This is a genomic window from Chryseobacterium piperi (assembly GCF_002285635.2).
Lineage (GTDB): Bacteria > Bacteroidota > Bacteroidia > Flavobacteriales > Weeksellaceae > Chryseobacterium > Chryseobacterium piperi.
The window spans coordinates 1,083,548-1,097,506 of the sequence record NZ_CP023049.2; the positions used below are offsets into that span (position 1 = coordinate 1,083,548).

The window sequence follows — 13,959 nt, forward strand, 5'->3', positions numbered from 1 at the left end:
TTTACAGTTCTGAAATTTTCTGTCTAAAATATTGATTAGTCTCTACGATAAGGTCATAGTTTGCCCGTTTCAGCCTCTGGCTCACCGAAGATTGTGAGATATTGAATTTTCTGGCCAGATCTTCCTGGGTAATATCTTTATTCATAATCATCTCATGAATAATCTCAGCAGTCGCCATAGTCCATTTATCAAAGTCTTTAGAAGACCATTTAAGAAGGATATTAAGGTCTCTGTCTACAATTTCACTGGACGTTTTAATCGCCACCGTATCGCCATCATTCTTAAGGTCATTTAGTAATCTTCCGGAGTTGACGTAAGCAGTTCCGTTAGACTCTGTAATTTTTTCAGATGAAAAATTTTCCTCGCCGATACCTATGGCTATTCTTACATCTAAATTCTCCAGACTTTTTATAATAGATTTGATGGCTAGAAAATGCCAGAAAACGTCATCAATATTACATTTAAGTTGAAATTCGTCGCCTCTGTAAATTTCCCATGTAAGAGGTGAGCTCCCCCAATTCTCCAGGAGATTCTTTAGTTTGGTAATCCAAACTTCCGTGTCTGCATGTTGCGAATTTATAATATCACCGGTAATGACCGCTATCATTTTGCAAATATAAGCATAATTACTTATAAATAAAAGATATAAGCAAAAACCCTTATAGATAATAATTATTAGTGATTCTGCTTATATCGATGATCCCTTAAATCTAAGATTTCATGCGGTTTACACGTTAATAATAAACATTGAAACCTATTTTTAACTTTTATTTTTTACTTAAAAATACAATACTTGTTTATTTTTTTATAAAATGATACGCTTTGTCATCTAACTGTAAGAGATAAACACCAGGCTGCAAATTCTGCACAGAAATACTTTTCTTATTTTTAAATGGTGTGTATTCTGTTGCTACTACCTTCCCTAATAAATTGATAATTTTTGCCATTTTTATATTTTCTGTTTTTCCACTCACAAAAATATTTTCCTGAACAGGATTCGGATAAATCTTAAAATTATTATTTGCAGCCAATCGATTATCTGAAACTGATAATGTTCCTAAGTCTTTACAATAATCACTTTCATAAGAATCCCATTCATCAATATCGAAAGTATTGATGGGTTGATTAACATAAGGTTTTCTGTAAAGAGAAACATTGCTTAATACTGAAGAATTGGATTGAAACCTTGTCCCTATAGCGTCTATAGTAGTAGATTTATACCTTAGTTCAATATACTGGCTTCCTGAATAAGTCATCTGAGGAGCTGCTGTTGCCAACTTGGCCTGATCTGTCGTAAAACAAGATAAATCAGCCTTGGGATTCAGAATGACAAACACCTCATTATTCTGAACAACACCTTCTAATTCGTAAGGTGCCGGAAAATAATAGTTATTTCCACTGAAAAACTGGATAGACAGTTTGTAATCACTCAGGCTAACTGCATGCCCTGTCTTATTGGTAATCTCAATAGCTTTATTATTAGAGGTTCCTTCAATATATTTGGAGACAAACAAATCCTTAGAATACATATCCGAAGCAAGTGTTGTAACAGTCGTACTATTGGTTTCAGAAGAAAATAAATACCCATTATCATAAGCCTTAACGGTGAAATTATAAGTTGTATCGGGAGAAAGATGATCAATACTGATCGAAGTATCTTTTGTTGAAGCCACCAATGTTCCGTTCTGATAAATTTTATACCCAATCACATCTGTGCTCGTACTTGGAGACCAATTTAACGTAGTAAAATAAGCCCCCGCTTGAGTAGCTGCGAGATTAGATGGTGCCTGGGGAGCGACGACATCAGGAGTTTGACTCCAGATAAGATCGACCCACTGTGGATAATCTACAAAAGGATTTCTATTGTGTTGGATGGCATAAACGTTATTATTTCTATCAATTTCTTTCTGAGAAACGGGATCCTGAGCATGCCATTGAAGGAGCATGGTTATATATGCATCATCAAAAGCCTTTTCCTCTGTGCCGTCCAAAGGATTGGTATCCGAAGCAGGATTTACGTTATTATTAAATCTGAAGGTTCCCAGCTTTCCTTCATATCGCACGGCAAAATACAAGAGACTTCTTGCTACATCACCTTTAAATTCATCAATCGGCTCATAAACACGACCTGTGTACGCATAGTTAGGAATTGCACTTCTTCCGATCTTTGAAGAATTCGTAAACGTATGAAATATACCGGAAGGAACTGTTGTTGAAACTCCATAAGGATAATTGCTTCTTAGTTGATTGATTCTGGCATCAGTAGGAATTACGAAAAACAAATCCGAATACATAGGATAATTACTGTAGAAAGTGCTTTGAGGCATCATATGTTCTCTGTTCCACCCCAGCCCCTCTGCAGATGCACTTCCAATAAGGTCAGCAGTCGTGTATTCATAAGCATCAGGACCTGTCGGAATCTCAGAATACATATCGAGCAATATCGTCGTATTATTTATATCATGGTCGTAATAAATATCCAGATCGGTCTGATTGTAATAATTGGTAAGATCGCTATAGTGCCAGTTGATATTCTTTTCTGAAATAATATCATGCAATTTAGATTTAAGAGCATAACCCGTTAACCCGGCTGTTCCGTTATAATATCCAGACGGAACCTGGGCATCAATAAAAAACGTCAATAAAAGGAAAGGAAATAAAAGTTTTTTCATACATTAAAATTTAGATACTTAAAATAGGGAAATAATTGAATTGTTCTACCCTATGCTCCATTAAAAAAAGATTAAATATTAGCCTGTAATAATCTGACAATTAAATTATTGTAAAATCAACCCTATCGCAGGGGCGATTTTTTTTCGTATTTCCACAATTTAAGTATCTTTGAGAACTAACTATTTATCACTTATATGAATACAGAGACTATGGACAATATTAAAATGATAGCAGAAACAGCAAGGGAATTTGCTGAAAAAAATATCAGACCCAATATTATGGAGTGGGACGAAAGCCAGACTTTTCCTAAAGATTTATTTCATCAGTTAGGAGAAATGGGTTTTATGGGAATTGTTGTCCCTGAGCAGTACGGCGGTTCTGGTCTTGGTTATCATGAATATGTTACTATTCTGGACGAAATTTCTCAGGTAGATCCGTCTATCGGACTTTCTTTAGCAGCGCATAATTCACTTTGTACCAATCATATCTATGAATTTGGAAATGAAGAGCAGAGAAATAAATGGCTTCCTCAGCTGGCAAGCGGAAAAGTGCTTGGAGCATGGGGATTAACAGAACATAATACAGGTTCAGATTCAGGAGGAATGTCTACTACTGCCGTAAAAGATGGCGACGAATGGATTATTAACGGTGCTAAAAACTTTATTACTCACGCCATCTCCGGAGATATCGCTGTTGTAATGACAAGAACAGGAGAAAAAGGAGCAAAAAATAATTCTACAGCGTTTGTCCTTGAAAAAGGAATGCCTGGCTTCACTTCCGGAAAGAAGGAAAATAAATTGGGAATGCGTGCTTCTGAAACAGCTGAGCTGATTTTTGATAATGTACGTGTACCGGATTCTCACCGTTTAGGAGAAGTTGGAGAAGGGTTCAAGCAAGCCATGAAAATATTAGATGGCGGTAGAATTTCTATTGCAGCTTTGAGTTTAGGAACGGCAAGAGGAGCTTATAAAGCTGCTTTAAAATATGCGAAAGAAAGACATCAGTTCGGAAAAGCTATTGCAAGCTTCCAGGCGATTAACTTCATGCTTGCTGATATGGCAACAGAGATTGATGCTGCTGAACTTCTTATCCAAAGAGCCAGTACACTGAAAAATGCAAAACAAAAAATGACAAAAGAGGGAGCGATGGCAAAGTTATATGCTTCTGAAGCTTGTGTAAGAATTGCAAACAATGCAGTTCAGATTTTTGGAGGATACGGATACACTAAAGATTTCCCTGCAGAGAAATACTACAGAGATGCTAAACTTTGTACCATCGGAGAAGGAACTTCAGAAATCCAGAGATTGGTTATCGGAAGAGATATCACTCAATAATTGTATAAAAACAATAGATTCTAATATCAGATATCTGCCGAAAACTTTTCGGAATAGGCTAAATTTTTAAAGCCTTATTATATAAATTAGAATTATCATACAAATAAATGAATAGCATACGCATTTTGTGTATGCTATTTTCTTTTTCTGATACAATATAAATTAAAGTATTTTCAATGTATTAAATAATATTTTAAATCAATACTCTAAATTTTTCTTAAAAAATTTTGTTTTTCGTGATAAAATTTTTATTAGCTTTGATATTCCACAATCAAAATATATTTTATATGAAAAAACAATTATCAATGATTGGGATGCTTCTCATTTCGGGCATCTCTTTCGCGCAGACTGATCGTCTTTGGTCTCAAAGCTCACAAAAATCAACCACAGAAATCTTTGAGAACAAGACTAGCATTAACAATCCGAAAGTGTATACACTTGATATTAACGGATTAAAAAATGCACTATCCAGAGCTCCCAAAAGATTAGCTGCCGGAGAAAAATCAGAAATTATTATTTCCTTTCCTAATTCTGAAGGGAAAATGGAAAACTTTAAAGTAAAAGAAAATTCAAATTTTGATCCGCAACTGGCCGCCAGATACCCGGATATCAAATCTTACGTAGGTGAAGGCCTTGAAAATTCTACTTCAACAGTGTATTTCAGTATATCTCCATTAGGGCTTTCATCAATGGAAATCTATGGAAATAAATCAGCAGTTTTTATTGAACCCTACACCAAAGACCTTTCGACCTATGTCGTTTACAAAAAATCAGATAAAAAAGACAATCTCAGCAAATTTGAATGTACTGTAATTGATGTTGCTCAAAAAGGAATTAACAACACTAATCTTGCGGCAAGACCCAATGCTGATGATGCTAAATTAAGAACATTCAGATTAGCTCTTTCCTCTACCGGAGAATACACGACGTACTTCGGAGGAACAAAAGCCAATGCCTTAGCAGCTATGAACAACACCATGACGCGTGTTAACGGTGTTTTTGAAAAAGATTTTGCCGCAAGAATGGTACTGATCTCTAATAATGACGCTGTTATCTATACCGATGCCTCTACAGACCCTTACTCTCCTTCTTCAGGTATGAGCAGCTGGAATTCACAGCTTCAAAGTACTTTAACTTCCGTAATTGGTGAAGCCAATTATGACATAGGCCATTTATTTGGCGCTACAGGAGGTGGAGGAAATGCAGGTTGTATCGGTTGTGTATGTACCAATGGATCTAAAGGAAGTGGATACACCTCTCCTGCCGATGCCATTCCTTCAGGGGATAATTTTGATATCGATTATGTAGCTCATGAAATGGGTCATCAGTTCGGAGGTAATCATACATTCTCAATGAGCAATGAAGGAACCGGTGCTAATATGGAACCGGGATCCGGATCGACTATCATGGGATACGCAGGAATTACAGCCCAGGATGTACAGCCTCACTCAGACGCTTTCTTCCATGCTATAAGTATTCAGCAGATTACCAATAACATCAAAGCTAAAACCTGCCCGGTAAGCACATCAACAGGAAATGCAATTCCAACAGCCAACGCCGGTCTTGATTATACTATTCCTAAAGGCACTCCATTTATCTTAACCGGAAGCGGGACAGATGCTGATGGCGATTCATTAACCTATATCTGGGAACAAATGGATAATGCCTCATCTTCCCAAACCGGAGCCAGCTCTGCAGCAAGTGCAACTAAAGCGTCAGGACCTACTTTCAGATCATGGGCTCCTGTAGCTTCACCTGTACGGTATTTTCCAAGAATGGCGTCAATACTTACCGGTGCTACTACAACAGCAGGTTCGGAAATCACCGTTGAAGCACTTTCTAACGTTGCCCGAACATTAAATTTCAGATTTACTGTTCGTGATAACAGAGCCGGTGGTTCAGGAAATAATTCTGATGATGCTGTCGTAACGGTTAATGCAACAGCAGGACCATTCACGGTATCCTCACAAAACTCTGCAACAACCTTTACAGGAGGTAGCTCTCAGACAGTAACATGGGATGTTGCCGGAACTACAGCCAATGGTGTGAATACTGCTAATGTTGATATCCTTTGGTCAACAGACAGCGGAAATACATGGACAACCCTATTAGCAGGAACTCCGAATGACGGTTCTCAGGCCGTAACGATTCCTAACTCTTCGACAACTACAGGAAGAATTATGGTAAAAGGCTCCAATCATATCTTCTTCGATGTCAACAATGCTAATATCACAGTGAACGCAGGATCAGGAGGTACTGATACTGTAGCTCCTACAGCTCCTACTCTTTCCGCTTCAGGAACTACTTCTTCAAGTACCAATTTATCATGGAGCGGTGCTACGGATAACGTAGGCGTTACAGGATATGATGTATATCAAGGTTCTTCACTGATTGGTTCTACAGCTTCTACTACATACACCGTAACAAGCTTAAGCCCGTCAACAACATACAGCTTTACCGTTAAAGCAAAAGATGCCGCAGGAAACATATCTGTTGCCAGCAATTCTGTCAGTGTAACTACTCTTGCAGGAGGTACTGTAACGTATTGTTCAGCATCTGCAACGAATACTGCTGACGAAAGAATCGGCAATGTAAAATTCGGAACAATCAACAATACTTCTACAGGAACTGCAGGATATGAAGACTTTACTTCCGTTTCTACCAATGTGACGAGAGGTAATGCTTATACTATTTCTATAACGCCTGTATGGACATCTACAGTCTATAACGAAGCTTATGCTGTATATATCGACTACAATCAGAATGGAAACTTTACAGACAGCGGAGAATTAGTATGGTCTAAAGCAGGCTCTACAACAACTCCGGTAACCGGAAGTATCACTATTCCTGCTTCTGCAACTTCAGGAGCAACAAGAATGAGAGTTATGATGCAGTACAGCTCTATTCCATCATCATCTTGCGGAAGTTATACGTATGGACAAGTGGAAGATTATACTCTTAATATTGTTTCTTCAGGAAAAGGAGACGTTCTTAACGCCGGTGACTTAATCACAGATGTTAAACTATATCCTAATCCGGTAAAAGATGTTTTAAGTATTTCAAATGCTACTACTGATGAGTTCAAAATTTTCGATATGGGTGGAAAGATAATTTACTCAGGAAAACTTGAAAGAGGAACTGTTAATGTAAGCCATCTTGTAAAAGGGGTATACATGATTCAAATCGGAGAAGCAACCAAGAGATTTATTAAAAACTAAATCTTAAAGTAAGTTATATCTATATAAAGGGCTGTCTAGAAATGGGCAGTCTTTTTTTATAGTTGATAGTTGATAGTTGATAGTTGATAGTTGATAGTTGATAGTTGATAGTTGATAGTTGATAGTTGATAGTTGATAGTTGAAAATTACAGATCTATTGAGTAACTCATCTTATCATTTGCTAATTAATCCACATCATGAATACATTTTACATGAATACGCTAATACAAATTTTGTCAAAGCTATTCATACAATTTATATTCTACATTGTACAAGATTTACTTTCAATCATTATCTTTGCTTTAAATTTAAAAAATTCATGGATAAAATTGATAGTCTGAACCAAGTAGCAGAATTCCATACTACTTTCAAAGCCCCTATTTTAGAAACACCACAAATCCCATCTCAGGAAAGATGCAATCTTAGGGTTGAACTTTTACAGGAAGAATTAAATGAATTGAAACAAGCTATTGAAGACAAAAATATGGTCGAAATTGCAGATGCTCTTTGTGATCTTCAGTATGTTTTAAGCGGAGCGGTTCTTGAATTCGGGCTTGGCAATAAATTTGTAGAATTATTCAACGAAGTTCAACGTTCCAATATGTCAAAAGCTTGCGATAATGAAGAACAGGCCAAAGAAACCGTTGAATTCTATAAAGAAAAGGAAGTAGAATCTTTTTATGAGAAATCAGGAGAGAAATTCAATGTTTACAGAAAGGCAGATCATAAAGTATTAAAAAACAAATATTATTCTCCTGCTGATCTCAAAACGATTATCGAACAATAACAAAATATGAAAAAATTTATTACAAATATTGTTGCCATTTCAAGTCTGGTCTTAGCTGCTCAGCAGTACCACGCTCAAAAAGTTGTGGTAAACCGTGAGGTTGAAACTCAAAAAGACGGAAAAATGCTTTTAGGCAATCAGTTAAAAGAACAGTTCTTAAAAGAACCGTATGCTGATTGGTATCTGAAAGAGCATGATGAATACACACTTGATCAGAAAGCAATCAGTGAGCTGAAAAAAGCTAAAATTGGTTCTTATAACATTATGGTTTTCATGGGAACATGGTGTGAAGACAGCCACAGAAATTTTCCAAGGCTGATGAAAATCTTAGAAGAAGTAAAGTTTCCTGAAAACAGATTGACAATTATTGCAGTAAACCGTAAAAAAGAATCTCCTTCTGGTGAAGAAGGCCTATATAATATTCATAAAGTACCTACCATTATTGTAGAAAAGTATGGTAATGAAATTGGAAGGATAATAGAAATGCCTAAAACCGGTTATGTAGAAAGAGATTTGGTAGAGATTTTGAAAAAAAATGACAAGTCGGTATTTAAAGAAATATTTAAAAAATAAATATTGAAAAATAATAAACTAATACTATCATTTGCAGCCGGAATTCTGGTTATGCTATTTCTATTTTTGGGAGTTAAATCATGTTTTAATTTTGGAAATAAAACTGAAAAGACAGATTATTATATTCTGACGAATCAGATTTCCAAAATGAATAAAATGGTCGTTCTGGAACAGAATACGTCCAGTATGCAAAAGACAAAGATGGGCTATGAAGTATTGGGCAACGAAGTTTCAAGTAACAGCATCATTACCTATACTAAAACCAATGCCCAGGTTACTTATGATCTCAACAAAATGAAAATGGAGGTAGACTCTGTCAATAAAAAGCTGATCATTACCGAATTGCCTGATGCAGAGATCAGAATTACCCCAAGCGTAGAAATACAGTCTCTGGATGATTCTTTTTTCAATAGGATTTCTGAAAAGGACATTAAAAATGTTACTCAGAAAGCGAAAGAAACTGCGATGAAAACAATTGATGAAAATCGTCTGAGAAATGAAGGTCGTCAACAATTAATGGAAAATCTTAATAATATTTTCGTTTTGGCAAAGGCTTTGAACTATACCATAGAAGATAAAACAGGTCAACTGGGTATCTTAAAACTTTAAAAATATAAAGCTATGGGTTCAAAAAACGATCAAAAGAAAAAAGAATCTACCAATTCTGCAGAATCAAAAAAGCAAAATCAGGATTTTCCTGATATTCCTGCTTCATCAAAAAAGACCAATCCACCGGATATTGATAAAGATGATGTTCAAAAGGCATCCAAAAACAAAACCGGGAAAACAGATAATACGGACGAATAAAATAAAAATAGTCTGCTTCATTTGAAGCAGACTATTTAATTATAAAAAAAATAAAATCAAACTCGTCATGAATTATACAATCGTAGACTTTCCAATCTTAATATTTTCAAAGTTGTAATATGACTTTTCAGAGAATTTAATATAATCTGCAATAAAATCACCTACTTCTGCTGTTGAATAAGGTTGTTTGGAATTCAGGTCAATAGTGACATATTTATTTTCAATAGCATGTTCTACCGACTCTCTCAATTTATTGGCAGCCTGTTCTAATTTCAAATGATCCAGCATCATAGCTACGCTTAAAATAGAAGCGACAGGATTGGCAATACCTTTTCCTTTGGCCTGTGGATACGAGCCATGAATCGGCTCAAATAAAGCATTAGATTCCCCTATTGAAGCTGACGGCAACAAACCGATTGATCCTCCAATAACACTCGCTTCATCTGAAATAATATCACCAAACATATTCTCTGTGACAATCACATCAAACTGTTTTGGATTTAGGATCAACTGCATGGCTGCATTATCTACAAACATGAAGTCAAGTTCCACTTCCGGATATTCCTGAGCAATTTCCCTACATATTTTTCTCCATAATCTTGATGTATCCAAAACATTAGCCTTGTCAATCAATGTTACTTTTTTTCTGCGTTTTTGTGCTTCCTGAAACGCCATGTGAACAATCGGAATGATATCTTCCCTGCTGTATCTACAAACATCATAAGCATAAGCTTCATTCTCTTCGGTAAATTTCTCTCCAAAATAAATTCCGCTTACCAACTCTCTGAAAATCTGAATATCTGTTCCTTCGATAATTTCCTGTTTTAACGGACTTTTTTCAATTAATGAAGGATATGTTTTTAAAGGTCTGATATTGGCAAAGAGACCTAACTCTTTACGAAGTTTTAAAAGCCCTTGTTCAGGTCTTACTTTCGCATCCGGATTATTATCAAATGAAGGATCACCTATTGCTCCGAAAAGAACAGCGTCAGACTTTTTGCAAAGTTCAAGGGTATCATCCGGCAACGGATTTCCCGTCTGAAAAATCGCTTCAGCTCCAATAAGTCCATATTTAAACTGGAATTTATACTGAAATACTTCACTGATCACATTCAGGATTTTCACACTTTCCTGAACCACTTCCGGACCGATCCCATCTCCCGGCAATACTGCTATTTTGAAATCATTATTGCTCATATACTTTTTGTGTTTTTAGTTCAAATTCTTTGATTGTTTCTTTTCTACTGATTAAAAAATCAATGTCATCATATCCGTTAAGCAAACATATTTTTTTATAAGAATCAAGTTCAAACTTTTCAGTTTTATCATTGAAACTGATTGTTTGCTGTTCGACATCCACTGTAATTTCTTTTTCAGGATTTTGTGTAATATCCTGTAATATTTCCTTTAAAAAATTCTCTGAAACTTTTACAGGTAGCAATCCGTTATTTAAAGCATTCCCTTTAAATATATCAGCAAAGTAACTTGATACAATCACTTTAAATCCATAATCAGTTAAAGCCCATGCCGCGTGTTCCCTACTGCTACCGCAGCCGAAGTTATTTCCTGCTACTAAAATCTCTCCGCTATATTGTAGGTTATTTAATACAAATCCGGTATTAGGAGCACCTGTATGAACATCATATCTCCAATCTCTGAATACGTTATTCCCAAATCCTTTTTTGTCAATACTTTTCAGAAACCTTGCGGGAATAATCTGATCCGTATCTATATTTTCCACCGGCATTGGTATAGCTCGGGATTTTATTACGATTAATTTTTCCATTGTAAATAATCAATAGTTTAAACTATGAATGTATGAGATATTTAAGATGTTTTAATAAAAGCTGCTTTTGATCATGTATAATTCACCTCGCAAAAGCAGCATTCTTTCTCATCTTTTGTTTTTTTTATTAATTTAAATTTTCAAATACTGAAATCCTTCCTTCTACGGCAACTTTAGCAGCAGTTAACGGGCTTGCCAAAATAGTCCTCGCTCCCTGTCCTTGTCTTCCTTCAAAATTTCTGTTTGATGTAGACACACAGTATTCACCTTCCGGGATTTTGTCATCATTCATCGCAAGGCATGCTGAACAACCGGGTTGCCTGATCTGAAATCCTGCTTCGTTAAAAATCTTGTCCAATCCTTCCTCATAGATCTGCTTCACAACCAACTGAGACCCCGGAACAATCAATGCTTGTACGTGTTCTGATTTGCTCTTGCCTTTGATATATTGTGCTGCCGACCGGAAATCTTCAATCCTTGCATTGGTACAACTTCCAATGAATACATAGTTTACCTTGATGTCAGCAGGAGATTGACCGGCATGCAATCCCATATATTTTAAAGCCTTTTCCTCTGATTCATTCTGAGGATCAGGAATCACATCTTTCAATGAAATTCCCATTCCCGGATTGGTTCCGTAAGTAATCATAGGATGTATATCAGCGGCATCAAACGTAAACTCTGCATCGAATATCGCATCCTGATCTGTTTTTAAGGTTTTCCAATATTCCAGTTTTTCATTCCATTCTTCTCCCTGGGGTGCAAAAACTCTTCCTTTTACATACTCAAAAGTAACATCATCAGGTGCGATCATTCCTCCTCTTGCTCCCATTTCAATACTCATATTGCAAACGGTCATTCTTCCTTCCATCGACATGTTTTCAAAAACTTCTCCTGCATATTCACAGAAATATCCGGTTCCACCATTAGTTCCGACTTTGGAAATGATATAGAGAATCACATCTTTAGACTGAACATCTTTATTCAGTTTTCCGTTTACCGTAATCCTCATGGATTTAGGTTTATTAAGTAATAAACACTGGCTTGCAAATACCTGTGCTACCTGGCTTGTTCCGATTCCAAAAGCAATCGTCCCGAAAGCACCATGCGTAGACGTATGGCTATCTCCGCAAACAATACTCATCCCGGGCTGGGTAACACCCAGTTCCGGAGCGATAATATGAACAATCCCCTGATACTGGTGTCCCAATCCGAATAATTCGATATTATTTTTAACACAATTCTCGGTCAATTGCATTACCTGATTTCTGGATGATTCGTCACGAATAGGAAGATCCTGATTCAGGGTAGGAACATTGTGATCCGCTGTAGCTACAATTTGCTTGGGTCTGAATATTTCTAGGTTCCTGGATTCAAGCTCTGCAAATGCCTGAGGACTGGTTACTTCATGAATCAGATGTTTATCAATATATATAATTTGAGGTCCGTCCGGAACAGTTTCTACAACATGAGCGTCCCAAACTTTATCAAAAAGTGTCTTTTTATTATTATCCATTTCTTTTATCTGTTTAAATAAGATATCCTGATTATCCTATTTTTCTATTAAACCCTACCATAATCGACTGAAGATCTTCGTTACAAATTTCTTTTTTACTATCTGCAATTTTCAGAAACTCCTGATATAAAACGTCAAGTTCATTCTTGGTAATATCAAAACCAATATGTTTAAAACGATACGCAAGAGCCGAACGTCCGCTTCTTGCTGTAAGAATAATTGAAGATTCACTCACTCCTACTTCTTCAGGATTGATAATTTCATAGGTTTCCCTGTTTTTGATCACTCCATCCTGGTGAATTCCCGAGCTATGGGCAAATGCATTCGCTCCTACAATGGCCTTATTAGGTTGGACTGGCATTCCCATTAATTCAGAAACCAAACAACTCATGGCATTCAACATTTTTGAGTTAACATTCGTATACAGGTTTAAATCATTATGTTGCTTTAAAATCATCACGACTTCTTCCAATGCTGTATTCCCAGCTCTTTCACCCAATCCGTTAATCGTACATTCAATTTGTCTTGCTCCGTTAACTACTCCTGCAATCGAATTGGCAGTAGCTAACCCCAGATCATTATGACAATGACATGATAAAACCGCTTTATCAATTCCTTTTACATTCTCTCTGAGATATTTAATCTTTCTACCATATTCTTCTGGCAGACAATATCCGGTCGTATCCGGAATATTCAAAACGGTTGCCCCAGCTTTAATAACTTCTTCACAGACCTTTGCCAGAAAATCATTATCCGTCCTCCCAGCATCTTCTGCATAAAACTCTACATCTTCAACAAAACTCTTTGCATATTTTACGGCCTGAACTGCGCGTTCTATAACATCTTCTCTGGTTGAGTTAAATTTATATTTAATATGTGATTCAGAAGTTCCTATTCCGGTATGTATTCTTGGTCTTTTGGCATATTTCAGAGCTTCCGCTGCTACTTCTATATCTTTTTTATTGGCTCTGGTCAGCCCACATACTTTGGCATTTTTTACCAGTTTTGAAATTTCAGAAACAGAATGAAAATCACCAGGACTGGAAACAGGAAAACCCGCTTCTATTACATCAATCCCTAGTTCGTCAAGCCTTTCGGCAATAACTAATTTCTGTTCTGTGTTGAGCTTACATCCCGGGACCTGTTCACCATCTCTTAACGTCGTATCAAAAATTTCAATTTTTTCGGAATTCATAATGGAATTTTTACTTAATTTTGATTCAAATCTATGACTTGAAATATTTTTCTAATTTCATTTTTCCTGA

Annotated in this window: 12 protein-coding genes; 6 read left to right on the forward strand and 6 right to left on the reverse strand. The window is 36.2% G+C overall.

Going from position 1 to position 13,959, the window contains the following annotated elements:
• Position 1 precedes the first annotated feature (1 nt).
• Entirely contained in the window at positions 2-607 is a 606-nt protein-coding gene (locus CJF12_RS04755; RefSeq protein WP_034686330.1) for a SatD family protein, read from the reverse strand.
• A 190-nt stretch (positions 608-797) separates the two neighbouring features.
• Entirely contained in the window at positions 798-2,672 is a 1,875-nt protein-coding gene (locus CJF12_RS04760) for an endonuclease (protein WP_034686331.1), read from the reverse strand.
• A 195-nt stretch (positions 2,673-2,867) separates the two neighbouring features.
• Here CJF12_RS04760 and CJF12_RS04765 point away from each other — a divergent pair, with 195 nt between their 5' ends.
• From CJF12_RS04765 to CJF12_RS04790, 6 genes are all read left to right on the forward strand, one after another.
• Positions 2,868-4,007 carry an acyl-CoA dehydrogenase family protein gene (locus tag CJF12_RS04765; RefSeq protein ID WP_034686333.1) on the forward strand — a complete coding sequence of 380 codons (1,140 nt, stop codon included), beginning with the start codon at positions 2,868-2,870 and terminating at the stop codon, positions 4,005-4,007.
• A 287-nt stretch (positions 4,008-4,294) separates the two neighbouring features.
• On the forward strand, positions 4,295-7,225 hold the full coding sequence (locus CJF12_RS04770) for a reprolysin-like metallopeptidase (protein ID WP_034686335.1): 2,931 nt from the start codon (positions 4,295-4,297) through the stop codon (positions 7,223-7,225).
• Between the two features lie 319 nt (positions 7,226-7,544).
• On the forward strand, positions 7,545-8,012 hold the full coding sequence (locus tag CJF12_RS04775; protein WP_034686336.1) for a pyrophosphohydrolase domain-containing protein: 468 nt from the start codon (positions 7,545-7,547) through the stop codon (positions 8,010-8,012).
• Positions 8,013-8,018: 6 nt separating this feature from the next.
• Positions 8,019-8,585 carry a TlpA family protein disulfide reductase gene (locus CJF12_RS04780; protein WP_034686337.1) on the forward strand — a complete coding sequence of 189 codons (567 nt, stop codon included), beginning with the start codon at positions 8,019-8,021 and terminating at the stop codon, positions 8,583-8,585.
• Positions 8,586-8,588: 3 nt separating this feature from the next.
• The gene (locus CJF12_RS04785) at positions 8,589-9,194 is read left to right on the forward strand and encodes a DUF4230 domain-containing protein (RefSeq protein WP_034686338.1); all 606 of its coding nucleotides are present in this window, start codon (positions 8,589-8,591) and stop codon (positions 9,192-9,194) included.
• A 12-nt stretch (positions 9,195-9,206) separates the two neighbouring features.
• Positions 9,207-9,392: a hypothetical protein gene (locus CJF12_RS04790; protein WP_034686339.1), complete on the forward strand. Its 186-nt coding sequence runs from the start codon at positions 9,207-9,209 to the stop codon at positions 9,390-9,392.
• A gap of 72 nt (positions 9,393-9,464) precedes the next feature.
• On the opposite strand, the gene leuB is transcribed toward CJF12_RS04790, so the two are convergent.
• The 4 genes from leuB to CJF12_RS04810 all read right to left on the reverse strand — a co-directional run bounded on the left by leuB (position 9,465) and on the right by CJF12_RS04810 (position 13,889).
• Positions 9,465-10,589, reverse strand: a complete 1,125-nt coding sequence (gene leuB, locus CJF12_RS04795; RefSeq protein WP_034686340.1) for a 3-isopropylmalate dehydrogenase — start codon at positions 10,587-10,589, stop codon at positions 9,465-9,467.
• A complete protein-coding gene (gene leuD / locus CJF12_RS04800) occupies positions 10,579-11,178 on the reverse strand; it encodes a 3-isopropylmalate dehydratase small subunit (protein ID WP_034686341.1) in 600 nt (199 codons plus the stop codon). The genes leuB and leuD overlap by 11 nt, the downstream gene beginning before the upstream one ends.
• Before the next feature lie 127 nt (positions 11,179-11,305).
• The gene (gene leuC, locus CJF12_RS04805) at positions 11,306-12,694 is read right to left on the reverse strand and encodes a 3-isopropylmalate dehydratase large subunit (protein WP_034686344.1); all 1,389 of its coding nucleotides are present in this window, start codon (positions 12,692-12,694) and stop codon (positions 11,306-11,308) included.
• 31 nt (positions 12,695-12,725) lie between these two features.
• Entirely contained in the window at positions 12,726-13,889 is a 1,164-nt protein-coding gene (locus tag CJF12_RS04810; protein WP_051887355.1) for a 2-isopropylmalate synthase, read from the reverse strand.
• Positions 13,890-13,959 lie beyond the last annotated feature (70 nt).

Bases quoted from the DNA above. Each gene is read 5' to 3' on its own strand.
- CJF12_RS04755 (WP_034686330.1), bottom strand. From the start codon at position 607: ATGATAGCGGTCATTACCGGTGATATTATAAATTCGCAACATGCAGAC.
- CJF12_RS04760 (WP_034686331.1), bottom strand. From the start codon at position 2,672: ATGAAAAAACTTTTATTTCCTTTCCTTTTATTGACGTTTTTTATTGAT.
- CJF12_RS04765 (WP_034686333.1), top strand. From the start codon at position 2,868: ATGAATACAGAGACTATGGACAATATTAAAATGATAGCAGAAACAGCA.
- CJF12_RS04770 (WP_034686335.1), top strand. From the start codon at position 4,295: ATGAAAAAACAATTATCAATGATTGGGATGCTTCTCATTTCGGGCATC.
- CJF12_RS04775 (WP_034686336.1), top strand. From the start codon at position 7,545: ATGGATAAAATTGATAGTCTGAACCAAGTAGCAGAATTCCATACTACT.
- CJF12_RS04780 (WP_034686337.1), top strand. From the start codon at position 8,019: ATGAAAAAATTTATTACAAATATTGTTGCCATTTCAAGTCTGGTCTTA.
- CJF12_RS04790 (WP_034686339.1), top strand. From the start codon at position 9,207: ATGGGTTCAAAAAACGATCAAAAGAAAAAAGAATCTACCAATTCTGCA.
- leuB (WP_034686340.1), bottom strand. From the start codon at position 10,589: ATGAGCAATAATGATTTCAAAATAGCAGTATTGCCGGGAGATGGGATC.
- leuD (WP_034686341.1), bottom strand. From the start codon at position 11,178: ATGGAAAAATTAATCGTAATAAAATCCCGAGCTATACCAATGCCGGTG.
- leuC (WP_034686344.1), bottom strand. From the start codon at position 12,694: ATGGATAATAATAAAAAGACACTTTTTGATAAAGTTTGGGACGCTCAT.
- CJF12_RS04810 (WP_051887355.1), bottom strand. From the start codon at position 13,889: ATGAATTCCGAAAAAATTGAAATTTTTGATACGACGTTAAGAGATGGT.